Source organism: Streptomyces sp. NPDC093586 (assembly GCF_044764905.1).
Lineage (GTDB): Bacteria > Actinomycetota > Actinomycetes > Streptomycetales > Streptomycetaceae > Streptomyces.
This window is the reverse complement of record NZ_JBIWJA010000009.1, coordinates 88,547-113,487: the sequence shown is the minus strand read 5'-3', so window position 1 is coordinate 113,487 and position 24,941 is coordinate 88,547. Positions and strand designations below refer to the sequence as shown.

Annotated in this window: 19 protein-coding genes and 1 pseudogene; 10 read left to right on the top strand and 10 right to left on the bottom strand. The window is 70.8% G+C overall.

Features of this window, described 5'->3' with window-relative positions; genetic code table 11:
- Window positions 1-16 precede the first annotated feature (16 nt).
- The 4 genes from glmU to pth all read left to right on the top strand — a co-directional run bounded on the left by glmU (window position 17) and on the right by pth (window position 4,070).
- Complete coding sequence (glmU, locus tag ACIRFH_RS12695; RefSeq protein ID WP_403519689.1) at window positions 17-1,465, top strand: bifunctional UDP-N-acetylglucosamine diphosphorylase/glucosamine-1-phosphate N-acetyltransferase GlmU; 1,449 nt, start codon at window positions 17-19, stop codon at window positions 1,463-1,465.
- Between the two features lie 133 nt (window positions 1,466-1,598).
- On the top strand, window positions 1,599-2,573 hold the full coding sequence (locus tag ACIRFH_RS12690; protein WP_403519687.1) for a ribose-phosphate diphosphokinase: 975 nt from the start codon (window positions 1,599-1,601) through the stop codon (window positions 2,571-2,573).
- Between the two features lie 210 nt (window positions 2,574-2,783).
- On the top strand, window positions 2,784-3,374 hold the full coding sequence (locus ACIRFH_RS12685; RefSeq protein ID WP_239766082.1) for a 50S ribosomal protein L25/general stress protein Ctc: 591 nt from the start codon (window positions 2,784-2,786) through the stop codon (window positions 3,372-3,374).
- Between the two features lie 93 nt (window positions 3,375-3,467).
- Window positions 3,468-4,070, top strand: coding sequence for an aminoacyl-tRNA hydrolase (gene pth, locus ACIRFH_RS12680; RefSeq protein ID WP_403519685.1), 603 nt, complete (start codon window positions 3,468-3,470; stop codon window positions 4,068-4,070).
- Window positions 4,071-4,182: 112 nt separating this feature from the next.
- Here pth and ppc read toward each other — a convergent pair whose 3' ends face one another.
- Window positions 4,183-6,924, bottom strand: a complete 2,742-nt coding sequence (gene ppc / locus ACIRFH_RS12675) for a phosphoenolpyruvate carboxylase (RefSeq protein ID WP_403519683.1) — start codon at window positions 6,922-6,924, stop codon at window positions 4,183-4,185.
- Between the two features lie 291 nt (window positions 6,925-7,215).
- On the opposite strand from ppc, the gene ACIRFH_RS12670 reads away from it, so the two are divergent.
- Window positions 7,216-8,226 (top strand): acyl-CoA desaturase, encoded by a 1,011-nt coding sequence (locus ACIRFH_RS12670; protein ID WP_403519681.1) that lies wholly within the window; start codon window positions 7,216-7,218, stop codon window positions 8,224-8,226.
- The gene (locus ACIRFH_RS12665) at window positions 8,223-8,897 is read left to right on the top strand and encodes a TetR/AcrR family transcriptional regulator (RefSeq protein ID WP_217143726.1); all 675 of its coding nucleotides are present in this window, start codon (window positions 8,223-8,225) and stop codon (window positions 8,895-8,897) included. Before ACIRFH_RS12670 ends, ACIRFH_RS12665 begins: the two co-directional genes overlap by 4 nt.
- A 149-nt stretch (window positions 8,898-9,046) precedes the next feature.
- On the opposite strand, the gene ACIRFH_RS12660 is transcribed toward ACIRFH_RS12665, so the two are convergent.
- Complete coding sequence (locus ACIRFH_RS12660) at window positions 9,047-9,859, bottom strand: trans-aconitate 2-methyltransferase (protein ID WP_403519679.1); 813 nt, start codon at window positions 9,857-9,859, stop codon at window positions 9,047-9,049.
- Between the two features lie 118 nt (window positions 9,860-9,977).
- Between ACIRFH_RS12660 and tamR the strand changes: the two genes are divergently transcribed.
- On the top strand, window positions 9,978-10,475 hold the full coding sequence (gene tamR / locus ACIRFH_RS12655; protein WP_403519677.1) for a MarR family transcriptional regulator TamR: 498 nt from the start codon (window positions 9,978-9,980) through the stop codon (window positions 10,473-10,475).
- Window positions 10,476-10,529: 54 nt separating this feature from the next.
- On the opposite strand, the gene ACIRFH_RS12650 is transcribed toward tamR, so the two are convergent.
- Window positions 10,530-11,303 carry a LuxR C-terminal-related transcriptional regulator gene (locus ACIRFH_RS12650; protein ID WP_403519676.1) on the bottom strand — a complete coding sequence of 258 codons (774 nt, stop codon included), beginning with the start codon at window positions 11,301-11,303 and terminating at the stop codon, window positions 10,530-10,532.
- A 291-nt stretch (window positions 11,304-11,594) separates the two neighbouring features.
- Between ACIRFH_RS12650 and ACIRFH_RS12645 the strand changes: the two genes are divergently transcribed.
- On the top strand, window positions 11,595-12,050 hold the full coding sequence (locus tag ACIRFH_RS12645; RefSeq protein WP_403519674.1) for a GNAT family N-acetyltransferase: 456 nt from the start codon (window positions 11,595-11,597) through the stop codon (window positions 12,048-12,050).
- On the opposite strand, the gene galK is transcribed toward ACIRFH_RS12645, so the two are convergent.
- From galK to galT, 3 genes are read right to left on the bottom strand one after another with little or no spacing between them, the layout of a single operon-like run.
- On the bottom strand, window positions 12,034-13,206 hold the full coding sequence (gene galK, locus ACIRFH_RS12640) for a galactokinase (RefSeq protein ID WP_403519673.1): 1,173 nt from the start codon (window positions 13,204-13,206) through the stop codon (window positions 12,034-12,036). The two genes, ACIRFH_RS12645 and galK, sit on opposite strands and share 17 nt — an antisense overlap.
- A gap of 44 nt (window positions 13,207-13,250) precedes the next feature.
- Window positions 13,251-14,213 (bottom strand): UDP-glucose 4-epimerase GalE, encoded by a 963-nt coding sequence (gene galE, locus ACIRFH_RS12635; protein WP_403519671.1) that lies wholly within the window; start codon window positions 14,211-14,213, stop codon window positions 13,251-13,253.
- The gene (galT, locus tag ACIRFH_RS12630; RefSeq protein ID WP_403519669.1) at window positions 14,210-15,271 is read right to left on the bottom strand and encodes a galactose-1-phosphate uridylyltransferase; all 1,062 of its coding nucleotides are present in this window, start codon (window positions 15,269-15,271) and stop codon (window positions 14,210-14,212) included. Before galT ends, galE begins: the two co-directional genes overlap by 4 nt.
- 177 nt (window positions 15,272-15,448) lie before the next feature.
- Between galT and ACIRFH_RS12625 the strand changes: the two genes are divergently transcribed.
- Both ACIRFH_RS12625 and ACIRFH_RS12620 read left to right on the top strand, forming a co-directional pair.
- Window positions 15,449-17,128 (top strand): sodium:solute symporter family protein, encoded by a 1,680-nt coding sequence (locus ACIRFH_RS12625; protein WP_403519667.1) that lies wholly within the window; start codon window positions 15,449-15,451, stop codon window positions 17,126-17,128.
- 21 nt (window positions 17,129-17,149) lie between these two features.
- Window positions 17,150-17,455 carry a hypothetical protein gene (locus tag ACIRFH_RS12620; RefSeq protein ID WP_403519665.1) on the top strand — a complete coding sequence of 102 codons (306 nt, stop codon included), beginning with the start codon at window positions 17,150-17,152 and terminating at the stop codon, window positions 17,453-17,455.
- A gap of 568 nt (window positions 17,456-18,023) precedes the next feature.
- Here the strand turns inward: ACIRFH_RS12620 and ACIRFH_RS12615 are convergent.
- From ACIRFH_RS12615 to ACIRFH_RS12600, 4 genes and pseudogenes are all read right to left on the bottom strand, one after another.
- Window positions 18,024-18,698 (bottom strand): LuxR C-terminal-related transcriptional regulator, encoded by a 675-nt coding sequence (locus ACIRFH_RS12615; RefSeq protein ID WP_403519663.1) that lies wholly within the window; start codon window positions 18,696-18,698, stop codon window positions 18,024-18,026.
- A gap of 236 nt (window positions 18,699-18,934) precedes the next feature.
- A complete protein-coding gene (locus ACIRFH_RS12610; protein ID WP_403519661.1) occupies window positions 18,935-20,872 on the bottom strand; it encodes a PQQ-binding-like beta-propeller repeat protein in 1,938 nt (645 codons plus the stop codon).
- A gap of 148 nt (window positions 20,873-21,020) precedes the next feature.
- Window positions 21,021-22,748: pseudogene (locus ACIRFH_RS12605) on the bottom strand (PQQ-binding-like beta-propeller repeat protein); the annotation flags it as partial.
- 236 nt (window positions 22,749-22,984) lie between these two features.
- A complete protein-coding gene (locus ACIRFH_RS12600) occupies window positions 22,985-24,799 on the bottom strand; it encodes an ABC-F family ATP-binding cassette domain-containing protein (RefSeq protein WP_403519659.1) in 1,815 nt (604 codons plus the stop codon).
- Between the last annotated feature and the right edge of the window lie 142 nt (window positions 24,800-24,941).

Below are 24,941 nucleotides of genomic sequence, written 5' to 3'. Positions count from 1 at the left end.
AGCCGAAGGGCATCCCGTGAGCGCCATTCGCCCGGCAGCCGTCGTCGTTCTCGCAGCGGGTGAGGGCACCCGTATGAAATCGGCCACACCCAAGGTCCTGCACGAGCTGTGCGGACGTTCCCTCGTCGGCCATGTGCTCGCCGCCGCCGGTGAGCTGGAGCCCGAGAACCTGGTCGTCGTCGTCGGGCACGCCCGCGAGAAGGTCACCGCACACCTCGCCGAGGTCGCCCCCGACGTGCGGACCGCCGTGCAGGAGCAGCAGAACGGCACCGGGCACGCCGTCCGGATGGGGCTGGAGGCCCTGGGCGGTGCCGTGGACGGCACGGTCGTGGTCGTCTGCGGTGACACTCCGCTGCTGACCGGCGAGACGCTGCGGGCGCTGGCCGCCACCCACTCCGCCGACGGCAACGCGGTGACGGTGCTGACGGCCGAGGTGCCGGACGCGACGGGGTACGGCCGGATCGTGCGGGACGGGGCCTCGGGTGCCGTCACGGCGATCGTGGAGCACAAGGACGCGTCGGAGTCGCAGCGGGCGATCCGTGAGATCAACTCCGGGGTGTTCGCGTTCGACGGGCAGCTGCTCGCGGACGCGCTGGGCAAGGTGCGGACGGACAACAGCCAGGGCGAGGAGTACCTGACCGACGTGCTCGGCATCCTGCGTGAGGCCGGTCACCGGGTCGGCGCCTCGGTGGCGGGGGATCACCGGGAGATCGCGGGGATCAACAACCGGGTGCAGCTGGCGGAGGCCCGTCGGATCCTGAACGACCGGCTGCTGACGCGCGCGATGCTGGCCGGCGTGACGGTGGTCGACCCGGCGACGACGTGGGTGGACGTGACGGTGACGTTCGAGCAGGACGTGATCGTCCACCCGGGGACGCAGCTGCACGGTTCCACGCACCTTGCCGAGGGGTCGGAGGTCGGGCCGAACTCGCGGCTCACGGACACCCGCGTGGGCGCGGGCGCGCGGGTGGACAACACGGTATCGGTCGGCGCCGAGGTGGGTCCGGAGGCGACGGTGGGTCCGTACGCGTATCTGCGTCCGGGCACCCGGCTGGGGCTGAGGTCGAAGATCGGTACGTACGTCGAGACGAAGAACGCGTCGATCGGCGAGGGGACGAAGGTCCCGCACCTCTCCTACGTGGGGGACGCGACGATCGGTGAGTACACCAACATCGGTGCGGCGAGCGTGTTCGTGAACTACGACGGGGAGAGCAAGCATCACACGACCGTCGGTTCGCACTGCAAGACGGGGTCGGACAACATGTTTGTGGCTCCTGTCACGGTCGGGGACGGTGCCTACACGGCCGCCGGCTCGGTGATCACGAAGGATGTGCCGCCCGGTTCGCTGGCCGTGGCCCGCGGTCAGCAGCGGAATATCGAGGGTTGGGTGGCTCGTAAGCGTCCGGGGAGCGCGGCGGCGAAGGCGGCCGAGGCGGTGTCCCGGGAGTCCGGTGGCGAGGGCTGACCGGAAACCGGCGCGTCGAACACGGCGTACCGTGATAAGTGCACATCCGCACCCCACCAGCTGAGACGCCTCCGGCACCCAGCCGGAAAGAGCCTGTGAGGCTCAGCTGCGAAACCTCTGAGGAGAAAGTGCTGTGACCGGGATCAAGACGACCGGCGAGAAGAAGATGATGTTCTTCTCCGGCCGCGCCCACCCCGAGCTTGCCGAGGAGGTCGCCCAGCAGTTGGGTGTCGGGGTCGTCCCGACGAAGGCCTTCGATTTCGCGAACGGCGAGATCTATGTGCGGTATCAGGAGTCGGCGCGCGGTGCGGACTGTTTTCTGATCCAGAGCCATACGGCTCCGATCAACAAGTGGATCATGGAGCAGTTGATCATGATCGACGCGTTGAAGCGCGCGTCGGCCCGCTCCATCACCGTGATCGTGCCGTTCTACGGTTACGCGCGGCAGGACAAGAAGCACCGGGGGCGTGAACCGATCTCGGCGCGTCTGGTGGCGGATCTGATGAAGACCGCGGGTGCGGACCGGATCCTGGCGGTGGATCTGCACACGGATCAGATCCAGGGTTTCTTCGACGGCCCGGTGGACCACCTGTTCGCGCTGCCGCTGCTGGCGGACTACGTGGGTGCGAAGGTGGATCGTTCGAAGCTGACGGTGGTGTCTCCGGACGCGGGCCGGGTGCGGGTGGCGGACCGTTGGTGCGACCGTCTGGGTGCGCCGCTGGCGATCGTGCACAAGCGGCGTGACAAGGACGTGGCGAACCAGGTCACGGTGCACGAGGTCGTCGGTGATGTGAAGGGCCGGATCTGTGTTCTGGTCGATGACATGATCGACACGGGCGGCACGATCTGTGCGGCGGCGGACGCGCTGTTCGCGCATGGTGCGGAGGACGTCATCGTGACGGCGACGCACGGTGTGCTGTCGGGTCCGGCGGCGGACCGGCTGAAGAACTCGAAGGTGAGTGAGTTCGTGTTCACGAACACGCTGCCGACGCCGGGTGAGCTGGAGCTGGACAAGATCACGGTGCTGTCGATCGCGCCGACGATCGCGCGTGCGGTGCGTGAGGTGTTCGAGGACGGTTCGGTGACGAGCCTGTTCGACGAGCAGTAGGGGTTCCTCCGGGGGTCCTCTCGGGGGTTCCCGAGATCGTTTTGGGTACGGCCTTCCTCTCCGAGTAGACTGCTGAAGTTGCTCGGCGAGGGAGGCCGTACTCGTCTTCGTGAAGACGTGGGTGTGGCTGTCCGTTATCGACGCGCTCTTCGTAGCAGGCCGTTCGTGGCCGGGTGACCACGTCCGTTTCTACCTCTACGAGGAGTGATCATGTCCGAGGTGAAGCTCACCGCCGAGACGCGCAGCGAGTTCGGCAAGGGTGCCGCGCGTCGTATCCGTCGTGACAACAAGGTTCCGGGTGTTCTGTACGGGCACGGTTCGGACCCGATCCACCTGACGCTTCCGGGTCACGAGCTGCTGCTGGCGCTGCGTACGCCGAACGTGCTGATCGCGCTGGACATCGACGGCAAGACGAACGAGCTGGCGATCCCGAAGTCGGTTCAGCGTGACCCGATCAAGGGCTTCCTGGAGCACGTCGACCTGCAGCTGGTGCAGCGTGGCGAGACGGTCAGCGTCGAGATCTTCGTGCAGACCGAGGGTGAACTGGCCCCGGGTGGCAACCTGCTGGAGCACGTCCTGAACGCGCTGCCGGTCGAGGCCGAGGCCACGCACATCCCCGAGTCGGTCACCGTCTCCGTCGAGGGTCTGGAGGCCGGCGCCTCCATCCTGGCGAAGGACATCCCGCTCCCGGCCGGTACCAAGCTGGCCGTCGACGAGGACACGGTCGTCCTGCAGGTCCTGGCCGCGCAGGCCGAGGAGCCCGCCGCCGAGGGTGAGGGCGAAGAGGCCGCGGAGGCCTGATCCTCTCCCACGGTCATCGTGTGGTCGGCCGCTGTTCCCGTGCGGGGGCAGCGGCCGACGTGTATGCAGGGACGGACGGGCGGTTAAGGAGACATGGACGTGACGACGGACGCGGGTGCGCCCTGGCTGGTGGCCGGTCTCGGCAATCCGGGCCCCGAGTACGCGGGGAACCGGCACAACGTCGGTTTCATGGTGGTGGATCTGCTGGCGGAGCGGATCGGGGCGCGGTTCAAGCGGCACGGCAAGGCGCAGGCGCAGGTGGTGGAGGGGCGGATCGGGCCTGTGGGGCCGGGGAACCGGCGGGTGGTCCTGGCGAAGCCGATGTCGTTCATGAACGTGTCGGGCGGTCCGGTGACGGTGTTGCGGGACTTCTACAAGGTGCCGGTGGGCAACATCGTGGCGGTGCACGACGAGCTGGACATCGATTACGGCGTGCTGCGGTTGAAGCTGGGTGGCGGGGACAACGGGCACAACGGGTTGAAGTCGATCACGAAGTCGTTGGGTGCGGACTATCACCGGGTGCGGTTCGGGATCGGCCGGCCGCCGGGGCGGATGCCGGTGGCGGATTTCGTGCTGAGGGATTTCTCGTCGGCGGAGCGCAAGGAGCTGGACTACTTCGTGGACCGTGCGGCGGACGCGGTGGAGTGCCTGGTGACCGAGGGGCTGGAGCGGGCGCAGAGCGCGTACAACTCGTGACGTGTCGCGGGTCCGGCCGGGTCCCGGCGTTCGTGGCGGTGTGATGCGGAAAGGGCGGTGCCCCCGTGCTCGTGGTGAGTGCGGGGGCACCGTCGTGTCCGGGTGCGGGGTGTCAGCCGGTGTTGCGCAGGCCGGCGGCGACGCCGTTGACGGTGAGGAGCAGGGCGCGGTCGAGGAGCGGGTCGGGTTCCTGGCCGGCGGCGGCGGCTTCGCGCTGGCGGCCGAGGAGGGCGACCTGGAGGTAGGAGATGGGGTCGAGGTAGGCGTCGCGGATGGCGAACGTCTGCTTGAGGACGGGGTCGGCGTCCAGTAGTTCGTTCTCGCCGGTGACCTTGAGGACCTCGGCGACGGTGAGTTCGTGTTCGGTCTTGATGGTGTCGAAGACGTGCTTGAGTTCGTCGGGGACGAGGGTGTCGACGTAGTGCTGGGCGATGCGCAGGTCGGTCTTGGCGAGGGTCATCTCGACGTTGGAGATGAAGTTGCGGAAGAAGTGCCACTGCTGGTGCATTTCTTCCAGGACGGTGTCGAGGCCGGCTTCGCGCAGGGCCTTGAGGCCGGAGCCGACGCCGAACCAGCCGGGGACGATCTGGCGGGACTGGGTCCAGCCGAAGACCCAGGGGATGGCGCGCAGTCCGTCGAGTCCGGCGTTGGAGTCGGGGCGGCGGGAGGGCCGGGAGCCGAGGTGGAGGGCGCCGAGGAGGTCGACGGGGGTGGAGGCGAAGAAGTAGGCGGGCAGGTCGGGGTCCTCGACGAGGCGCCGGTAGGCCTGGTGGGCGGCTTCGGAGACGACGTCCATGGCGGCGTCCCAGCGGGCGAGGGCCTCGTCGGACTGGCGGGGCGCGGTGTGCAGGGCGGAGGCCTGGAGGGTGGCGGCGACCGTCAGTTCGAGGTTCTCGCGGGCCAGGGACGGGATGAGGTACTTGTCGGAGATGACCTCGCCCTGTTCGGTGACCTTGATCTCGCCCTCCAGGGTGCCCCAGGGCTGGGCGAGGATGGCGTCGTGGGTGGGGCCGCCGCCGCGGCCGACGGTGCCGCCGCGGCCGTGGAAGAGGCGCAGGCGTACGCCGTAGCGGTGGGCGACGTCGCGCAGGCGGCGCTGGGCGCGGTGGATCTCCCACTGGCTGGTGGTGATGCCGCCGAACTTGGAGGAGTCGGAGTAGCCGAGCATGACCTCCTGGACGTCGCCGCGCAGGGCGACGAGGCGCCGGTAGGAGGGGTCGGCGAGGAGGTCCTCGAGGATGGTGTCGGCGGCCTTGAGTTCGTCGGTGGTCTCCAGGAGGGGCACGATGCCGATCTTGGCCCAGCCGGCGTGCAGGTCGATGAGGCCGGCTTCGCGGGCGAGGACGGCCGCGGCGAAGACGTCGTCGGCGCCCTGGCACATGGAGATGATGTAGGACTCGATGACCTCGGGTCCGAAGACCTCCAGGGCGCGCTTGACGGTCTGGAAGACGCCGAGGGTCTTCTCGCCGGCCGCGTCGACGGGGGCGGGGGTGGGGGCCAGCGGGCGCCGGGACCTGAGCTCCTTGGCGAGGAGCTTGGTGCGGTACTCGCGGGGCATGTCGGCGTAGCGCCAGGATTCCTCGCCGAGGCGGTCGAAGAGCTGGCCGAGGGCGTGGTGGTGGGCGTCGGCGTGTTCGCGGACGTCCATGGTGGCGAGCTGGAGGCCGAAGGCGGCGAGGGTGCGGATGGTGCGGGCGAGGCGGCCGTCGGCGAAGAGGCCGCCGCGGTGTTCGCGCAGGGAGGTCTGGATGATGCGCAGGTCGGCGAGGAGTTCGGCGGTGCCGAGGTAGTCGCGGCCGTCTTCGTGGGGGGTGCCCTTGGCGAGGCGCTGCTTGGTGTTCTCGAGCTTCTGCCGGATGCAGGTGGCCTTGAGCCGGTAGGGCTCCTCGGCGTTGAGGCGCTTGTAGCGGGGGCTGATCTCGGGGAGCTTGTCGAGGTCGGCCTTGAGGGAGGTGAGGAGTTCTTCCGTGGCTCCGGTGTAGCGGATGGAGTTGGACAGGAAGCCGCGCAGTTCGTCGATCATCTCCAGGGCGTCGTTGATGCCGTGTTCGTGCTGGAGGATGAGGACGTCCCAGGTGACCTGGGGGGTGACGTTGGGGTTGCCGTCGCGGTCGCCGCCGATCCAGGTGCCGAAGGTGAGGGGGCGGGTGTCGTCGGGGAGCTTGACGCCGGCGCGTTCGAGTTCGGCGGTGAGGTCCTCGAGGACGTCGCCGACGGCGCCGGCGTGGAGTTCGTCGAGGTAGTAGATGGCGTTGCGGGCCTCGTCGGCGGGTTCGGGGCGTACGACGCGGAGTTCGTCGGTCTGCCAGACGAGGTCGATGTTCTCGGCGAGGCGGGTGTCGATGCGGCGCCGGTCGGTCTCGATGACGGGGGTGTCGAGGAGGGCGGCGATGCGGCGCAGCTTGTTGAGGACGGAGCGGCGGGCGGCCTCGGTGGGGTGTGCGGTGAAGACGGGGCGCACGTTGAGGTTGCGGACCGTTTCGCGCAGGTGCTCGGGGTCGGCGTCCTTGAGGCGGTCGGCCGTCCGGGTGAGCAGTCCGCCCTCGGCGGCGCGGCGGGCGCGCAGTTCGCGGCCGCGGTGGACCTGCTCGGTGACGTTGGCGAGGTGGAAGTAGGTGGAGAAGGCGCGGACCAGCTTGGCGGCGGTCTGCAGTTCGGTGCCGCGCAGCAGTTCGGCCGCGGCCTCGCCGTCCTCTCGGGTGAGTCGGCGTACCTTCTCGACGAGGTCCAGCAGTTCGGGGCCTTCCTGCCGGACGAGGGTCTCCCCGAGGAGGTCGCCCAGTCGGCGGATGTCGGCCCGCAGTTCGGTGCTGGTGGTCGCCTGGGACACAGTCTGGTCGTCGGCACTGCTCACAGGTGCGGCTCCTTGCAGTGTTGAAGCTCGTCTGGGAGGGAACCCGGACGGCGTCTCGCGCGGCGGGCGCCGCTTACGGGGCTGGACGTCCGGGAAGAAATCTGAGCGGACCGCGCTGTCCGACCGCTCTCCAGGATAGGTGTCGACCGGGACGCGCAGGCTCTCGGGCTCTTGCCGTGGGATGACGCACTGCCATACTTACGTCGCCGTAGGTTACGGAACCGTAGGAAAGTGTGCACGGGTACCGCGGCCTCGGCATGGACTCGACCCTCGACCCCACAGGGGACGCGCATGACCTCAAGTTCCGATGTGATCGATGAGGCGCCGAAGGCGCCCGGTGGTACCACCGATTCCCCGGCCACGCTGGGTGGCGAGCAGAAGCGTTCGATCGAGCAGGTCACTCTGCTGCTGTTCATCACCGTTCCCTTTCTCGCGCTGGTGGCGGCGGTGCCGCTGGCGTGGGGGTGGGGGGTGAGCTGGCTGGATCTGGGCCTGCTGGTGTTCTTCTACTTCCTGGGCTGCCACGGCATCACGATCGGGTTCCACCGGCACTTCACTCATGGTTCGTTCAAGGCGAAGCGGCCGCTGAAGATCGCGCTGGCGATCGCGGGCTCGATGGCGGTCGAGGGGCCGCTGGTCCGCTGGGTCGCCGACCACCGCAAGCACCACAAGTTCTCCGACGCCGAGGGCGACCCGCATTCGCCGTGGCGGTACGGCGAGACGGTTCCGGCGTTGATCAAGGGTCTGTGGTGGGCGCACATCGCCTGGATGTTCGACGAGGAGCAGACTCCGCAGGACAAGTACGCGCCGGATCTGATCAAGGATCCGGCGCTGCGTGCGGTCTCCCGCCAGTTCGTGCTGTGGACGGCGGTGTCCCTGGCCCTTCCGGCGCTGATCGGCGGGCTGGTCACGATGTCCTGGTGGGGGGCGTTCACCGGGTTCTTCTGGGGTTCACTCGTACGGGTGGCGCTGCTGCACCACGTGACGTGGTCGATCAACTCGATCTGTCACGCGGTCGGCAAGCGTCCGTTCAAGTCGCGGGACCGCTCGGGCAACGTGTGGTGGCTGGCGATCCTGTCCTGCGGTGAGTCCTGGCACAACCTGCACCACGCGGACCCGACGTCGGCGCGGCACGGCGTGATGCGGGGCCAGCTGGATTCGAGCGCCCGGCTGATCCGCTGGTTCGAGCGGCTGGGGTGGGCGTACGACGTGCGGTGGCCGTCACGCTCGCGTATCGATTCGCGCCGCAACACGGACGAAGGCGGCTCCCGGCGCCGGAGGGAAACCGTCGAGGCGGCATGATGGTCGCTGTGGCGACCGACTCCAGCACACCCAGCAATGACAAGCCGCGGCGTGCGCGCCGTACCCGGATGACCGGTGCCGAGCGTCGCCAGCAACTGCTGGAGATCGGTCGCACCCTCTTCGCCGCGAAGGGCTTCGAGGGCACGTCGGTGGAGGAGATCGCGGCGAAGGCCGGGGTGTCCAAGCCGGTGGTGTACGAGCACTTCGGCGGCAAGGAGGGCCTGTACGCGGTGGTGGTGGACCGTGAGATGCGGCGGCTGCTGGACATGGTGACCAGTTCGCTGACCGCCGGCCATCCGCGTGAACTGTGCGAGCAGGCGGCGTTCGCGCTCCTGGACTACATCGAGGAGTACACGGACGGCTTCCGGATCCTGGTCCGCGACTCCCCCATCCCGCAGTCGACGGGGTCGTTCGCCTCGCTGATCTCCGACATCGCCACCCAGGTGGAGGACATCCTGGGCCGTGAGTTCAAGAACCGCGGCTTCGACGCCAAGCTGGCCCCGCTGTACGCGCAGGCGCTGGTCGGCATGGTGGCGCTGACGGGCCAGTGGTGGCTGGACGTGCGCCGCCCGAAGAAGGCGGAGGTGGCGGCGCACCTGGTGAACCTGGCGTGGCACGGCCTGGACGGCCTGGAGCCGAAGCCGCGGCTGATCGGGCACCGGAAGAGCTGAACCTGCGGAAAGCCCTCGTCCAGCAGGATCGATCCCCTACGGATCGCCGGACTTCCGTCGTCTGCGCGTCGGCGGCTACCGGGTGCCCCCCGTCATCGACGACGACGTGATCCGCATCCTCGTGACCCACCTGGGACGCACCCCCTGAGTCACCCTTCCTTCCGGGCGACGGCGAAGATGCGGCGGAACGGGAACGGGGTGCCGTGGGGGCCCGCCGGATAGGCCGCGCGGAGGGCGGTGCGGTACTCCTCGACGAACGCGTCCCGGGCCCGCGGGTCGTCGTCGAGCGCGGCGAGGACGGGGCGCAGTCCGGTCCCCCTGACCCAGTCGAGGACGGGGTCGTCGCCGGTCAGCAGGTGGAGGTACGTCGTCTCCCAGACGTCCGCGGTGCAGCCGAGGCCGGTCAGCCGCTCCAGGTAGGTCCCGGGGGCGTGGACGGCGTCGCCGTGGCGCAGGACGCCGGCCAGTCGGCCCCGGTGGCGGGGGGAGTCCGCCAGCTCGCGCATCAGGCGGTGGCTGGGGGCGTCGAAGTTGCCGGGGACCTGGAGGGCGAGGGTGCCGCCGGGCCGCAGGGCGGTGATCCAGTCGGCGAAGCGTTCGGCGTGGCCGGGGACCCACTGGAGGGTGGCGTTGCTGATGATCAGGTCGTGCGGCTCGGCCGGGGCCCAGGTGCGGGCGTCGGCGCGGGCGAAGTCGAGGCGGCCGCCGCCCGGGGTGGGGCCGGCGTGCTCCTCGGCCCGCGCGAGCATCTCGGCGGAGTTGTCGTAGCCGGTGATGCGGGCGGTGGGCCAGCGGTCGGCGAGCAGGGTGGTGACGTTGCCGGGGCCGCAGCCGAGGTCGGCGATGCGGGGGCGGGCGGTGGGGAGCTCGGGGACCCGGGCGAGGAGGTCGGTGAAGGGGCGGGCGCGGTGGCCCGCGTGACGCAGGTACTGGGCGGGGTCCCAGGCGGGGGCGGCGGGCATGGTGCCTCCAGGGGTGGCCGTGCGGGGCGGGTACCCAGCGTGACCCCACATCTCTCTTGACGTCAAGATGATTGACGTCAAGAGACTTCACGTCGACACAACCACTACACTGATCGTCATGGAGGACGAGGTCGATCGGCTGGTCGCAGCGTGGCGCCGGGAGCGCCCGGACCTCGACGTGGAACCGCTCGAGGTGCTGAGCCGGGTGAGCAGGCTCGCCCGGCATCTGGACCGCGCACGTCGGCTGGCCTTCTCCGAGCATCAGCTGGAGCCGTGGGAGTTCGACGTCCTGACGGCGCTGCGCCGCGCGGGCAGCCCGTACCAGCTCTCGCCGGGCCAGCTGCTCACCCAGACCCTGGTCACCTCCGGCACGATGACCAACCGTATCGACCGCCTCGCCAAGAAGGGCCTGGTGGAGCGCCTGCCGGACCCCAGTGACCGGCGCGGTGTGCTGGTCCGGCTCACGGACGAGGGCCGGGACCGCGCCGACCAGGCCCTCGCCGGTCTCCTGGACCAGGAGCGCGCGATCCTGGCCGAGCTCTCCCGCGCCCAGCGCGGGGAACTGGCGGCCCTGCTACGCCGGCTGACCGCCCCGTTCGACAACATCCCCGGTTAGGGGCCGCCCGGACCGGGCCGCGGACGCGGGGGCCGGTGCACGCGTCCGCGTCGATCAGGCGCTGTTGCTCTCCTGCGGCCCGATCCGCCCGGCAGACCCCAGATCCGCGGGCCCCACCCCGGCCCGGCGCGCCAGGGCGACGGCGGCGAGGGTGGAGTGGACGCCCAGTTTGCCCAGGACGTTCTGCATGTGGGTACGCACCGTGTGCGGGGACAGGTACAGCCGCTCGGCGACGGCCTTGCGGCCGAGGCCGGCGACCATGCAGCGCAGCACCTCCCGCTCGCGCGGGGTCAGCGACTCCACCAGCCGCTCGCTCTCGGTCCGGTGCTTGCGGGCGGCCGTCAGCTCCCGCAGGACGCCGGTGAGCAGCGCGGGCGGCAGATGCGTCTCGTCGCGCAGCACCCCCCGGATGACGCTGAGCAGCCGCGACAGGGAGCAGTCCTTGGCGACCCACCCGCAGGCACCGGCCGCCAGCGCCAGGGCGGCCCGCCGGGGGTCGTCCTTCTCGGCGAGGACGACGATCCGCACCCCGGGCTGCGCCGACCGCACCCCGGCGACCAGCGAGATGCCGTCCACCAGCCCGTCCTCGTCGCCGTCCCGCACGGGCACGGCCGGGCGGGCGGCGGGCCCCCGGCCGCCCAGGTCGGCGTCGACGAGCAGCACGTCGAACCGCCGCCCCTCGGCCGCGGCCCTCTCCAGGCAGCGCAGCGCGGCCGGACCGCTGCCGGCCGCGGAGACGTCGACGTCCGGCTCGACGGCCAGCGCGGCGGCCAGCGACTCGGCGAAGATGCGGTGGTCGTCGACGACCAGGACCCGGATGCGCACCACGAAACCCCCTTCCCCGCGCTCCCGAGGAGCAGGGGATACGTCGCCAAAGGACGACACCGGCGCGGGCACGGAGCCCGAAGCCCCCGTAGCCGTCCTCGCGTTCGGTGCCGGGGACGGGTCGCCGCAGCCGCACGGCCGCCGCCGTGCGATCACCACTACCCCCGTCCCGGGCCCCGTACCCGGCTGTCTCGCCCCCTGAACGGCACCGGCCCCCACCGGTGCTGCCCATCAGAGTACGGGCGGGCGCCGGGAGCGGAAGGACATTTGCAGAACTGACAGCCGGGCGCGTTTATGGTGAGCCGCATGTTTCGTCTTGTGACAGAAGTAGACAAAGCACGGCGCGATCTTCTGCGCACCCGCCTGCGGGAGACGAACACGGCCGCCTCCCCGGTCCTGCGTTCCCTGCGCGGCACCCCTCACGCGCGCGAATCCCCCCTGCACGTCTGGGCCCTGGACGACGCGGGCGGCCTCGCGGGCGGTCTCGTCGGGCACACCTGGGCGACCTGGCTGCACGTGACCTACCTGTGGGTGGACGGCCGGTGCCGGGGCGCGGGGCTGGGCACCGCACTGCTGGACGAGGCGGAACGGACGGCCCGCGACGAACGGGGCTGCGCGGCGGCGCGCGTGGAGACCTGGGACTTCCAGGCGCCGGACTTCTACCGCGGGCGGGGCTACGAGGTGGCGTGCGTGATCCCCGACTATCCGCCAGGGATCACGGAGTACACGCTGGTCAAGCGGTGGGGCTGAGCCGCCGCGCGCCCGCCGCCGGCACCGCCTCGAACACGCGGGGGGCGGTGAGACCGGCCGCGGCGAACGCCTCCTCGACCGCCTTGGTGACGCCGTCCACGTCCGCCGCCTCCACCAGCACGATCGCCGAGCCGCCGAAGCCGCCGCCGGTCATCCGCGCGCCGAGGGCGCCGGCCTCCAGGGCCGTGTCGACGACCAGGTCCAGCTCCGGGCAGGAGACGCGGAAGTCGTCCCGCAGGGAGACGTGGCCCTCGACGAGGACCGGGCCGATGGCGCGGGTGTCGCCGGACTCCAGCAGTGCCACCACCCGCTCCACGCGCTCGTCCTCCGTGACCACGTGGCGGACCAGGCGACGCACCTCCTCCTCGTCGCCCAACCGCTCGAGCGCCGCGTCCAGTTCGGCGTACGGCACGTCGCGCAGCGCGTCGACGCCCAGCAGGGCGGCGCCCTTCTCGCAGCCGGCGCGGCGCTTGCCGTACTCGCCCTCGCTGTGGGAGTGCTCGACCTGCGTGTCGACGACGAGCAGGCGCATGCCCTCGGCGGCCAGGTCGAAGGGGATCTGGCGCTGGGAGAGGTCGCGGGTGTCGAGGAACAGGGCGTGGCCCGCCTCGCAGCACGCGGACGCCGTCTGGTCCATGATGCCGACCGGTGCGCCGACGTAGACGTTCTCGGCGCGCTGGCACAGGCGGGCCAGCTGCCAGCCGCGCAGGCCGAGGTCGTACAGGTCGTTCAGGGCCAGGGCGACGACGACCTCCAGGGCCGCCGACGAGGACAGGCCCGCGCCCGAGGGGACCGTCGAGGCCAGGTGGACGTCGGCGCCGGTGATCTCGTGCCCGGCCTCGCGCAGCGCCCAGACGACACCCGAGGGGTACGCCGTCCAGGACCGGTCCGCCCCGGGGGTCAGCTCGGCGACGCGCAGCTCGACGACGCCGGCGTCGATGTCCGCCGAGTGCAGGCGCAGGACGCCGTCGTCGCGCCGGGAGACCGCGGCGACCGCGGTGTGCGGAAGGGCGAACGGCATGACGAAGCCGTCGTTGTAGTCGGTGTGTTCGCCGATGAGGTTGACCCGGCCCGGCGCCGCCCACACCCCCTGCGGCTCGGTCCCGTACAGCTCGCGGAACCGCTCCCCGACCGTCTGCGCGACAGCCTCGCTCATGCCCTGACCCCTCGCCCTTCCGTACTTCTCCACGTCCTGCAGGTCTACTTCGCGTGCCGCCGCGCGAACTCCCACGCGTCGGCGACGATTCCCGCGAGGTCCGCGCGGGTCGGGTTCCAGCCCAGCTTCTCGCGGGCGGTGGCGGCCGACGCCACCAGGGTGGCCGGGTCGCCGCCCCGGCGGGGGGCCACGACCTCGGGGATCGGGTGGCCGGTGACCCGGCGGACGGTCTCGACGACCTCGCGGACCGAGAAGCCGTTGCCGTTTCCCAGGTTGCAGATCAGGTGCTCGCCGGGGACGGCCGCGTCCAGGGCGAGGAGGTGGGCCTCGGCCAGGTCGGCGACGTGGATGTAGTCGCGCACGCAGGTGCCGTCCGGCGTCGGGTAGTCGTCGCCGTAGACGGAGATCGCCTCGCGCCTGCCCTGCGCGACCTGGAGGACCAGCGGGATCAGGTGCGACTCGGGGTCGTGCCGCTCGCCGAACTCGCCGTAGGCGCCGGCGACGTTGAAGTAGCGCAGGGAGACCGCGCCCAGCCCGTGGGCTGCCGCCTCGCCGGTGATCATGTGGTCGACGGCGAGCTTGGAGGCGCCGTAGGGGTTGGTGGGCCTCGTCGGCGCGGTCTCGACGATCGGCACCTGCTCCGGCTCGCCGTAGGTGGCGGCCGTGGAGGAGAAGACGAGGCGGCGCACGCCCGCCGTGCGCATGGCCTCCAGCAGGGCCATGGTGCCGCCGACGTTGTTGTCCCAGTACTTCTCGGGCTTCACGACCGACTCGCCGACCTGCGAGAACGCGGCGAAGTGCAGCACGCCGTCGAAGGAGGCGTCCAGCCACTTGGCGGCGTCGCGGATGTCGCCCTCGACGAACGCGGCGCCCGCCGGGACGCCCTCCCGGAAACCGGTGGAGAGGTTGTCGAGGACGGTGACCTCGTGACCCGCCTCCAGCAGGTGCTGGGCGACCACGCTGCCGACATAGCCCGCGCCGCCCGTCACCAGGTACTTGCCACTCATGAACTCGCTACCTCTCGCAGTCGCTCGGCCGCGCGCTCCGGGGGCACGTCGTTGATGAACACGTTCATGCCGGACTCGGAGCCCGCGAGAAACTTCAGCTTGCCGGACGTACGGCGGATCGTGAAAAGCTCCAGGTGCAGCGCGAAGTCGTCCCGCGCCACGCCGTCGAACTCCTCCAGCGAGCCGAACGGGGCCTGGTGCCAGGCCGCGATGTACGGCGTCGGGGGCTCGCCCTCCCCGAAGATCCGGTCGAAGCGCCTCAACAGTTCCAGATAGACCTGGGGGAACTCTGTGCGCGCCGCCTCGTCGAGGCCGAGCAGGTCGGGCACGCGCCGCTTGGGGTAGAGGTGCACCTCGTAGGGCCAGTGCGCCGCGTACGGCACGAAGGCGACCCAGTGCTCGCCCTCCAGGACGACCCGCTCGCCGGCCAGCTCCCGCTCCACCACCGCGTCGAACAGGTTCTCCCCGCCGGTCGCCTCCTTGTGCGCGGCGAGCGAACGGAGCATCAGGGCGGTGCGGGGAGTGGTGAAGGGGTAGGCGTAGATCTGCCCGTGCGGGTGACCGAGCGTCACGCCGATCTCGGCGCCGCGGTTCTCGAAGCAGAAGACCTGTTCGACGGAGGACAGATGCGACAGCTCCGAGGTGCGGTCCGTCCAGGCGTCGAGCACGAGCCGGGCCTGCTCCTCGCTCAGATCGGCGAACGCGGCGTCGTGGTCGGAGGTGAAGCAGACGACCTCGCAGCGGCCGGAGTCGCCGGCCAGCGAGGGGAAGCGGTTCTCGAAGACCGCCACGTCGTACGACGCGTCGGGGATCTCGCTCAGCCGCTCACCCGCGGACGGGCACAGGGGGCACTCGTCGGCGGGCGGGTGGTAGGTGCGGCCCTGGCGGTGCGAGGCGACGGCGACCGAGTCACCGAGCAGCGGGTCGCGGCGGATCTCCGAAGTGGTGACGGTCCGCTCCAGCGGGCGGCGGTCCACGGCGTCCCGCACGGTGTCGTCGCGCAGGTCGTAGTAGATGAGCTCGCGACCGTCGGCCAGCCGGGTCGAGGTCTTCTTCACTGCCGCACTCCTCTACACCCACACCCAATCACTCAACACAATCAAACATAACACATCACAACCGACCAGGGTTCCGATCATCACAATCAAACAAAGAACATCACCAGAAGTGTTCAAATAATGAACGCGGAGGCGTAGGTTCCGCTCGGATCAGTTCGCGCAACGAAGCGAGTTCGCATGCATACCCCCACATATCTAGCCGCGGAGCTTCGACTCCCCACCAACTGGCTCGACTACACGATCCTCGGGATCTACTTCGTCGTCGTCCTCGGCATCGGTTTCGCCGCCCGCCGCTCGGTCAGGACCAGCCTGGACTTCTTCCTGTCCGGCCGGTCGCTGCCCGCCTGGGTCACCGGTCTCGCCTTCGTCGCGGCCAATCTGGGCGCCACCGAGATCCTCGGCATGGCCGCCAACAGCGCCCAGTACGGCGTCTACACGACCCACTGGTACTGGATCGGCGCCATCCCGGCGATGGTCTTCCTCGGCCTGGTGATGATGCCGTTCTACTACGGCTCCAAGGTCCGCTCGGTGCCGGAATTCCTGCTCCTGCGCTTCGACCGGGCGTCGCACCTGCTGAGTTCGGTTCTGTTCGCCGTCGCCGCGATCCTCATCGCCGGTGTGAACCTCTACGCCCTCGCGATCGTCGTCGAGGCCCTCCTCGGCTGGCCGCAGTGGGTGGCCATCGTGGTCGCCGGCTTCTTCGTCCTCGCGTACATCACCCTGGGCGGCCTGTCCTCGGCGATCTACAACGAGGTCCTGCAGTTCTTCGTCATCCTGGCGGGCCTCATCCCGATCACCGTCCTGGGCCTGAAGAAGGTCGGCGGCTGGGACGGCCTGTCCGACTCCCTCACCAAGACCCACGGCGGCGACTTCATGACGGCGTGGGGCGGCACCGGCATCGGCAGCGCCAACCCCCTGGGCGCCAACTGGCTGACCATCGTCCTGGGCCTCGGCTTCGTCCTGTCCTTCGGCTACTGGACGACGAACTTCGCCGAGGTGCAGCGCGCCCTGTCCGCGAAGAACCTCTCGGCGGCCCAGCGCACCCCCCTCATCGCCGCCTTCCCGAAGATCTTCATCGTCTTCGTCGTCATGATCCCGGGCCTGGTCGCGGCGGTCCTCGTCCCGAAGATCGGCACCTCCGGTTCGGACCTCCAGTACAACGACGCGATCCCGTACCTGATGCAGCAGTTGCTGCCCAACGGCGTCCTCGGCATCGCCGTGACCGGCCTCCTGGCCGCCTTCATGGCGGGCATGGCGGCGAACGTCTCCTCGTTCAACACGGTGTTCACCACCGACATCTGGGCGAAGTACGTCGTGAAGGACCGCGAGGACGGCTACTACGTCCGCTTCGGCCGCCTGATCACCGTGATCGGCGTCCTGGCCTCGATCGGCACGGCGTTCCTCGCGTCGTCGTTCTCGAACATCATGAGCTACCTCCAGACGCTCTTCTCCTTCTTCAACGTGCCGATGTTCGTGGTCTTCATCATCGGCATGTTCTGGAAGCGGGCGTCCATGAAGTCCGGCTTCTGGGGCCTGCTCGCGGGCACCACCGCGGCGATGGTGAACTACTTCGTCATCTACAAGCAGGGCATCGTCGACATCCCCTCCGACCAGGGCGCCAACTTCGTCTCCGCGATCGCGGGCTTCGTGGCCGGCGCGGTCGTCATGGTCGCCGTGTCCCTGCTCACCGCGCCGAAGCCGGCCGCCGAACTCCAGGGCCTGGTCTACGGCACCACCTCCCCCGGCATGACCGAGGCGCCCGCCGAGGGCGACGACGCGTGGTACCGCAAGCCGGCCCTGCTGGGCTGGGGCGCGGTCGTGCTGGCCGCCGCCTGCTACATCCCGTTCTCGTTCTGATCGCGGGAGGATTGAGAGAACATGTCCGATTCCCACTCCGACAAGAACGTCCAGGACGAGGTCTCCGAGCTGGAGAGCAAGTCCGCGACCGCGGCACGGCTGTTCGACATCCGGCGGATCATCGGCGGGCTGTTCGTGGTCTACGGCGTCATCGTGACGATCGCGGGCTTCGTGGCGTCCGACGACGACATCGACAAGGCGCAGGGGGTGAACATCAACCTGTGGACCGGGCTGGGGATGCTGGTGCTGGGCCTGTTCTTCCTGGCCTGGCTGAAACTGCGGCCGATCGCACCGCCGGCCACCACGGAGGAACCCCCGCAGGGGTGACGCCGGGTCCGTGAACGCCGGGCGGGGACGTGTCCCGACCCGGCGTCCACGGGCACCCGGCGCGGTGGGTGACGCGGCCCGGCGCTGCCGGGGTGCCTCCCCCGGAGGGGGTGCCCCCAGCGCCCACCCTCCCCCACGCTCGGCTTCGCTCGCACGGGGGCACCTCCCAGGCCGTTCAGGCACTGGGGGAGGCACAACTGCCCGCAGCTACGCGGGACGGGGTGACGGGGGTCAGCCGCGTACGGCGGGAAGGGGACGTGTCGGGGGGTGTCCGCCCGCAGCGGTTGGCGCGTCGACGCCCCGCCTGCTCGTAAGGAACCGATTCCGCGCCGTTCCGAGGACGGACACCCCCCGGCGCGGCCCCGACCCACAGCCCACCGAAGGCGCTACGCGCACCCCCACCGAACCCGCCACAGGCCGCCGCAGGCACCCCGCACCCCACCCACCCGCACAAGCCGCCGCAGGCACCCGCACCCCCACCCACCCCGCACAGGCCGCCGCAGGCACACCCGCCCACGCACCGCAGGCACCCGCAGGCACACCCGCCCACGCACCGCAGGCACGACGCTCAACCGCCGGAGGCACCCGCTCGGTCCAGCAACCCCGTCCGCGCGGCCAGGGCGGCAGCCTCCAGGCGGGAACCCACGCCCAGTTTCATCAGGACCCGCTGGACATGCGTCCGCGCCGTGGACGGTGCGATGCCCATACCGGCCGCGATCAGCCGGGTGTCCTCGCCCTCGGCGACCCGGACCAGGACCTCGACCTCCCTCGGGGTGAGCATCGACAGCAGCCGCTGCCCCTCGTCGTCGGGCTGGGCCGCCGGGTTCAGCAGCTCCCCGAACGCCCCCTGGAGCAGCGCCGGCGCCACCGCCGCCTCACCCACCCGCGCCTTCATGATCGCCCGCTCGACCCCTTCGATGCGCTCGTCGTGCCGGACGTACCCCGACGCCCCCGCCGCGAACGCCGCCGCGATCCCGCGCGGACTGGGCACCGGCCCCAGCACCAGCACCGCCACCTGCGGCCGCTCCCGCTTGATCCGCACCACCGGGTCGAAGATCCCCGGCTCGGCCGGTGTCGCCGTGCCCAGCAGGCACACCTCCGGCGCCCGGCTGATCACCAGCTCCGCCGCCCCCGCGGCGGGCGCCGCCGCGGCGAGCACCCGGTGCCCCCGCAGCTTCAACGCCGAGGCCAGTGCCTCGGCGAGCAATCGGTGGTCGTCGACCACCATGAGCCGTACTCCCATCGAGCAACCCCCCAGTCACCCCAGACCCCCGGCAGACGGCCGGCGGAACCCCCTCCCGGTTCCCCCGGCCCGACCCTCATGCCCCCGGAAGCTACACGCTAGTCCGACGTCGCGCTGCCCCTACCGGCAAGAACCGCCCCGGAACGCCGAAATCCCCCGCAAGACGACGCACGGCCCCGCCCCCGACGGGGACGAGGCCGTGAAGCACAGCCGACCGGCGACCCGGCGACCCGGCGTCAGCCGTTCGTGCCGAACGCGACCGCCAGGTACTCCTTCCGCCCGTTGCTCTGATCGCTGGCGAACACCTCCGACATGTACAGGCGCCCCTGCGAGTAGAGGATCTCGGAGTAATCCGGCGACATGGACGTTTCCGCGTCATGCACGGCCTCGTTCTCCGGGTTCTCCAGCAGGGTCGTCTGCTCGAACGTCCCGCCGTCGATGCTCACGATCTGGCCGCCCTTGGAGTACGAGCGCTTGTAGGCGATCACGTTGGTGCCGTCCATGCGCAGCGGGGTGATCGTGTAGCCGTCACCGGCGTCGGCACGCTGTCCGGTCTGCTTGCCGGTGGCCAGGTCGAACGCGACGACCTCGTTGGTCCGGCCGTACGACTCGCCGCCGCCCTCGTGCTCCTCGGTCGGGATGTAGAGCCGGTCGCCGCCGACGGCCAGTCCGTGGCAGTCCTCGACCTCGGTGATCGTCTCGCAGCTGGCCGCGAAGGCGTCGCCGGGGGCGGAGATGCGTATGCGCAGCTTGCCGGTCTTGTTGTCGACGGAGAAGAAGTCGGAGATGCCGCTGCCGTCGCCGGCGGAGTCGGCGACGTCGGCGACGACGACGAGCGGATTGGTCGAGACGACGCCCGCGTACTCGATGCCCCGGTCCATCTTGTACTCGGAGAGCACCTTGCCGCTCTTCGGGTCGAGGGTCTGGATGTTCAGCTGCGGCGCGTCGTACCTGCCGCACCTGCGCACCGCGACCAGCTTCTCGCCGCCGCCGTACCCCATGTCGTAGCAGGAGTCGGTGACCTTCGGGGACCAGAGCACGTTGCCGGTGGCGATGTCCCAGGCCACGCCGCCGCTGCTGCTGCCCGCGGCGACGGTGCCCCCGCTGACGGTGACGTTGTCGAAGGCGATCGGCCGGTCACCCTCCTTGGCACTCCTGGACCACACCTGCTTGCCCGCGGCCAGGTCGATCACGGCGACCTGCGTGCAGGACTGCGGGTCGTCCTTGGTGGGCATGGCGGGCTTGTAGAGGATCGCCGTCTTGTTGTCCGCGGTGACGTGCTTGGTGGCCTCGCACACGGGGCCGGGCAGGTCGATCGTCCACTTCTTGGTGCCCTTGGCCGGGTCGTAGCCGACGACCTCGCCGATGCCGCTCTTGGCGTACACCGTGTCGGTGAGCCAGGAGCCAGTGACCGTGATGGTCGACTGCTCCTTGGTGACGGCGGGGGCCGGGACCTGGAAGAGCACCTTGGCGGCGGGGTCGGCGGGCACCTTCTCCTTGCCGCCGGAGGAGGCGCCGCCGCCTCCGCCCTTGTTCTCCGTGCCGCCCTTGCCGTTCGCGGTGGGCTTCTTGTCGTCGTCCTTGCCCGTGGAACCCGCGTACCAGACACCGCCGCCGATGATCAGTGCGATCGCGACGACGGCCGACACGATGATCGCGACCTGTGCGTTGAGCTTCCGTCCACCGCCCGGCCCGCCGGACTGCGCCTGCATCGGCACGGTCGCCTGCGGATACCCGTGTCCGGGCTGGCCGGGGTACTGCCCGTAAGGCGGCGTCGGCTGCCCGTAGGGCGGCTGCTGGCCGTAGGGGGGCGTCGGCTGCCCGTACGGACCCGGCTGCTGCCGGCCGGGGTAGCCGTAACCGGGCTGGGGCTGCGGCGGCGTCTGCGGATAGCCGTACCCCGGCTGCGGCGGTCCCGCCGGAGGCGTCGGCTGGGCCGCGGGTGCCTGCGGCGCGGCAGGGGGTGACTGCGGTGCCGCCGGAGTCGTCGGCGCCTGCGGGTATCCGTACCCCGGCGCGGGGGCCTTGCCGAGGTCCGGCGCGCCGGACGGCGGCGGGGTGGCGGGCGTGGACGGCTGCGGCGGCTGCGGCGGCTGCGGCGGCTGGTCCTGCGGAGGGCCGAAGCCTCCGCCCTGCGGAGGTTGGTGGGGCGGCGGGGGCGGTGGCTGGGTCATGGCGTGAGTACCTCGGGGAGCGGAGTCGTGGGGGGGGGCCGGGGGGGGCGGCCGGCCCCCCCGGCGCCGCCGGGGGGGGGGGGGGGGGGGGGGGGGGAAGTGGTGACATTACGGTGGGGGGGCAAAAAAAAAAAATAGCGGGGGGTGTCCCGTTCAGGTGGGTGCTGGAGATGAAGAAGCGCCCGTCGGCCCAGTCGATGTCCCGTGAGAAGAAGCTGTCCTCGATCTCCGCGGTGCCCTGCGGGTTCTGCAGCAGCTTGGACGGGGTGTGGCTGCCGCCGCCCGTCGGGATCGACACGACCTGGCCGCCCGTGTCGTACGACGGCTCCACATAGGCGACGAGCGCGCCGCCCTCGGCCTTCACCGGCAGCATCGACTCGTCCGCGGGGGACTTCGTGCGCCACTTCTCCTTGCCGTCGGCGAGGTTGATCGCGACGATCTCGTTGGCGCCGGTGGTCGCCTTGGTCGGCAGGTAGAGGGTGTTGTCGGCGACGACGACGCCCGTGCAGCCCTGGAGGTCGCGGTCGAGGATGCCCCAGCCGCACTCGGGGGCGAAGTCCTCGTCGACGCCGACCTGTGCCTGGACCCGGCCGGCGGCGGTGAAGCCGGAGATGTTCCAGACCTTCTTGTCCTCGTTGCTGGCGTAGATGACGAGCGGGTCGACGGAGTAGGCCCGCTCGACCCGCCAGCCCTTCCCGTACCGGTAGGTCCACAGGACCTTGCCGGTCTTCGGGTCGAGGCCCTGCACCTCGTCGTGCTCGTTGTCGCCGCCGGCGCCGCAGGAGGCGACCTGGACGAGCTTCGTCGCGCCGCCCGCGAATCCGGCGGGGAAGCAGTCGTCGTCGTACCGCTTCTTGTCGTACAGCTTCTTGCCGCTGGTCACGTCGTAGGCGGTGCCGGACTGGGAGCGGCCGACCATCAGGGTGCCGCCGCTGACGGAGAGTTCGATGGAGGTCACCGAGTCGAACAGCTCGCCGTCCGCGACCACTTCCTTCCAGCCCTGCTTGCCGGTGGCGAGGTCGATCTGCTGGAGCTGGTTGCACTTGGCGCGGTCGCTGGAACCGCTCATGTAGGCGACGACGACCGTGTTCTGCGCCGTCTTGTCCGGGGTGACCGCGCAGATCTTCTGCGGGAAGGTGATCGGGTCCCAGGTGGGTCTGCCGTCGTCGACGTCGTAGGCGAAGACCTGCTTGTACGCGGCCTTCACCGCCGTCCTGTCGGTGATCCACATGCCGTCGGCGTCGGCGCCGGATGCGGGGGCGTCGGGTGCCTCCTTGTACCAGAGCACCTTGGCCTCGCCGGCCTGGCGGCCCTCGTTGAGGTCCTGGGGGTCCTCGTCGCCGTCGCCGCTGCCGTCCCCCGGGTCGACCGGGGCGCCGCCGGTGGCGGTGGGCTTGGCGTCGTCGCTCTTCTCGGCGACCGGCTTCTTGTCCTTGCCGTCGTCCCCGGTGCCGGTGACCGCCCACACGGTGCCGCCGATGACGAGCAGGGCCGTGACCGCGGCGGCGATCGCGAGGGCCGGCTTGCCCTTGAAGGGGTTGCGGGAGCCGCCGGGCGGCGGGGTGCCGGGGCCGCCGGGGAACTGGGGCTGCGGGTAGCCGTAGCCGGGCTGCTGCCCGTAGGGGCCCGGCTGCTGGGGCTGGGCGTACGGACCGGAGGCGTACGGGCCCGGCTGCGCGTACGGACCGGGCTGCTGCGGGTACCCGTACCCGGGCTGCGGTGCTCCGGGTGGCGGGCCCTGCGGGGGCTGGGGGTTCTGGGGCGGACCCTGCGGGGGCGGCGGCGTCTGCGGCGCCCCGAAACCACCGCCCGGCGGCGGGTCCTGCGGCGGGCCGAAGCCACCCGGCTGCGGCGGCTGGTTGGGCGGCTGGCTCATCAGCGCGTTCCCCCTTATTGCTCACTGATTTTCCGCCACGTCCCGAGGTACGCGCTGGCCTCGGGACGTCATCGGGCGGTTGCTCAGACAGTCTCAGACGGCCCTTTCTATCACCCGGTGCCGACAGCACACCGGGCCGCGTCCGCCCCTGTTCCCAAGGGAGGACCGGCCCGTGACGCCTCCGTTATGCGCTTTCACGTCCTCTTCACGCCACGCGCGCCCCCTGTGCGCGCGGCTCAGGCGTCCTCCGCCAATTCCAGCCAGCGCAGCTCCAGCTCGTCGCGCTGCCCCGACAGGGCGCGCAGCTCGGCGTCCAGTTCGGCCACCTTCGCGAAGTCCGTGGCGTTCTCGGCGATCTGAGCGTGCAGCCTGGTCTCCTTCTCGGAGATCTTGTCGAGCTGCCGCTCGATCTTCTGGAGCTCCTTCTTCGCGGCGCGCACGTCGGCGGCGCTCTTCTCGGGGACCTCCGTGGCCGGTTTCGCCGCCGGTGCGGGGGAGGCCGCCGCCGCGGCCTCCTCCATCCGCTGCCGCCGCTCCAGGTACTCGTCGATGCCGCGCGGCAGCATCCGGAGCGCGCCGTCGCCGAGCAGGGCGAAGACCCGGTCGGTGGTGCGCTCGATGAAGAACCGGTCGTGGGAGATGACGATCATCGAGCCGGGCCAGCCGTCGAGGACGTCCTCCAGCTGGGTCAGGGTCTCGATGTCGAGGTCGTTGGTGGGCTCGTCGAGGAAGAGGACGTTGGGCTCGTCCATGAGCAGGCGCAGCAGCTGGAGCCGCCGCCGCTCACCGCCGGACAGGTCGCCGACCGGCGTCCACTGCTTCTCCTTGCCGAAGCCGAACGTCTCGCACAGCTGGCCCGCGGTCATCTCGCGGCCCTTGCCGAGGTCGACGCGCTCGCGGACGCGCTGCACGGCCTCCAGCACCCGCCAGGTGGGGTCGAGTTCGGCGACCTCCTGGGACAGGTAGGCCAGCTTGACGGTCCTGCCGACCCGCACGTGCCCGCCGGCCGGCTGCCGCTCGCCGTCGCTGTACGCGGCCTCGGCGAGGGCGCGCAGCAGGGAGGTCTTGCCGGCGCCGTTGACGCCGACCAGGCCGATGCGGTCGCCGGGACCGAGCTGCCAGGTGACGTGCTTGAGCAGCACCTTGGGGCCGGCCTGGACGGTCACGTCCTCCAGGTCGAACACGGTCTTGCCGAGCCGGGACGAGGCGAACTTCATCAGCTCGCTGCTGTCGCGGGGCGGGGGCACGTCGGCGATCAGCTCGTTGGCGGCCTCGACGCGGAAGCGGGGCTTGGAGGTCCGGGCGGGGGCGCCGCGCCGCAGCCAGGCCAGCTCCTTGCGGACGAGGTTCTGCCGCTTGGTCTCCTCGGTGGCGGCGATGCGCTCGCGTTCGGCGCGGGCGAAGACGTAGTCGGAGTAGCCGCCCTCGTACTCGTACACGTCACCGCGCTGCACGTCCCACATGCGGGTGCAGACCTGGTCGAGGAACCAGCGGTCGTGGGTGACGCAGACGAGGGCGGAGCGGCGTTCGCGCAGGTGCCGGGCGAGCCAGGCGATGCCCTCGACGTCGAGGTGGTTGGTGGGCTCGTCGAGGACGATCAGGTCCTGTTCGTCGATGAGCAGCTTGGCGAGCGCGATCCGGCGCCGCTCGCCGCCGGAGAGCGGCCCGATGACGGTGTCGAGGCCCTGCGGGAACCCGGGCAGGTCCAGCCCGCCGAACAGGCCGGTCAGCACGTCCCGGACCTTGGCGTTGCCGGCCCACTCGTGGTCGGCCATGTCGCCGATGACCTCGTGGCGGACGGTGGCCTTCGGGTCGAGGGAGTCGTGCTGGGTGAGCACGCCGAGCCGCAGCCCGCCGGAGTGGGTGACCCGGCCGGTGTCGGGCTCCTCCAACCTGGCGAGCATCCGGATCATGGTCGTCTTGCCGTCGCCGTTGCGGCCGACGACGCCGATGCGGTCCCCCTCGGAGACGCCGAGGGACACGCCGTCGAGGAGCGCACGGGTGCCGTACACCTTGCTGACGTTCTCGACATTGACCAGATTGACGGCCATTTCTCTCCTGCCTGGGGGACGATCAGCCTTCAAGCGTAGGCCCTCCGGGGGGTGGGGTGACGCGGACGGGGGTCGTCACTCTTTGTGGTGACGTGTGTCGTATCCCCCGGTTACCTTGGAGGGCAGGCAGCAGGATCCCGTC

Bases quoted from the DNA above. Each gene is read 5' to 3' on its own strand.
- ACIRFH_RS12685 (WP_239766082.1), top strand. From the start codon at position 2,784: ATGTCCGAGGTGAAGCTCACCGCCGAGACGCGCAGCGAGTTCGGCAAG.
- pth (WP_403519685.1), top strand. From the start codon at position 3,468: ATGGACGTGACGACGGACGCGGGTGCGCCCTGGCTGGTGGCCGGTCTC.
- ACIRFH_RS12670 (WP_403519681.1), top strand. From the start codon at position 7,216: ATGACCTCAAGTTCCGATGTGATCGATGAGGCGCCGAAGGCGCCCGGT.
- ACIRFH_RS12665 (WP_217143726.1), top strand. From the start codon at position 8,223: ATGATGGTCGCTGTGGCGACCGACTCCAGCACACCCAGCAATGACAAG.
- ACIRFH_RS12660 (WP_403519679.1), bottom strand. From the start codon at position 9,859: ATGCCCGCCGCCCCCGCCTGGGACCCCGCCCAGTACCTGCGTCACGCG.
- tamR (WP_403519677.1), top strand. From the start codon at position 9,978: ATGGAGGACGAGGTCGATCGGCTGGTCGCAGCGTGGCGCCGGGAGCGC.
- ACIRFH_RS12645 (WP_403519674.1), top strand. From the start codon at position 11,595: ATGGTGAGCCGCATGTTTCGTCTTGTGACAGAAGTAGACAAAGCACGG.
- galK (WP_403519673.1), bottom strand. From the start codon at position 13,206: ATGAGCGAGGCTGTCGCGCAGACGGTCGGGGAGCGGTTCCGCGAGCTG.
- galE (WP_403519671.1), bottom strand. From the start codon at position 14,213: ATGAGTGGCAAGTACCTGGTGACGGGCGGCGCGGGCTATGTCGGCAGC.
- ACIRFH_RS12625 (WP_403519667.1), top strand. From the start codon at position 15,449: ATGCATACCCCCACATATCTAGCCGCGGAGCTTCGACTCCCCACCAAC.
- ACIRFH_RS12620 (WP_403519665.1), top strand. From the start codon at position 17,150: ATGTCCGATTCCCACTCCGACAAGAACGTCCAGGACGAGGTCTCCGAG.
- ACIRFH_RS12615 (WP_403519663.1), bottom strand. From the start codon at position 18,698: ATGGGAGTACGGCTCATGGTGGTCGACGACCACCGATTGCTCGCCGAG.
- ACIRFH_RS12610 (WP_403519661.1), bottom strand. From the start codon at position 20,872: ATGACCCAGCCACCGCCCCCGCCGCCCCACCAACCTCCGCAGGGCGGA.
- ACIRFH_RS12600 (WP_403519659.1), bottom strand. From the start codon at position 24,799: ATGGCCGTCAATCTGGTCAATGTCGAGAACGTCAGCAAGGTGTACGGC.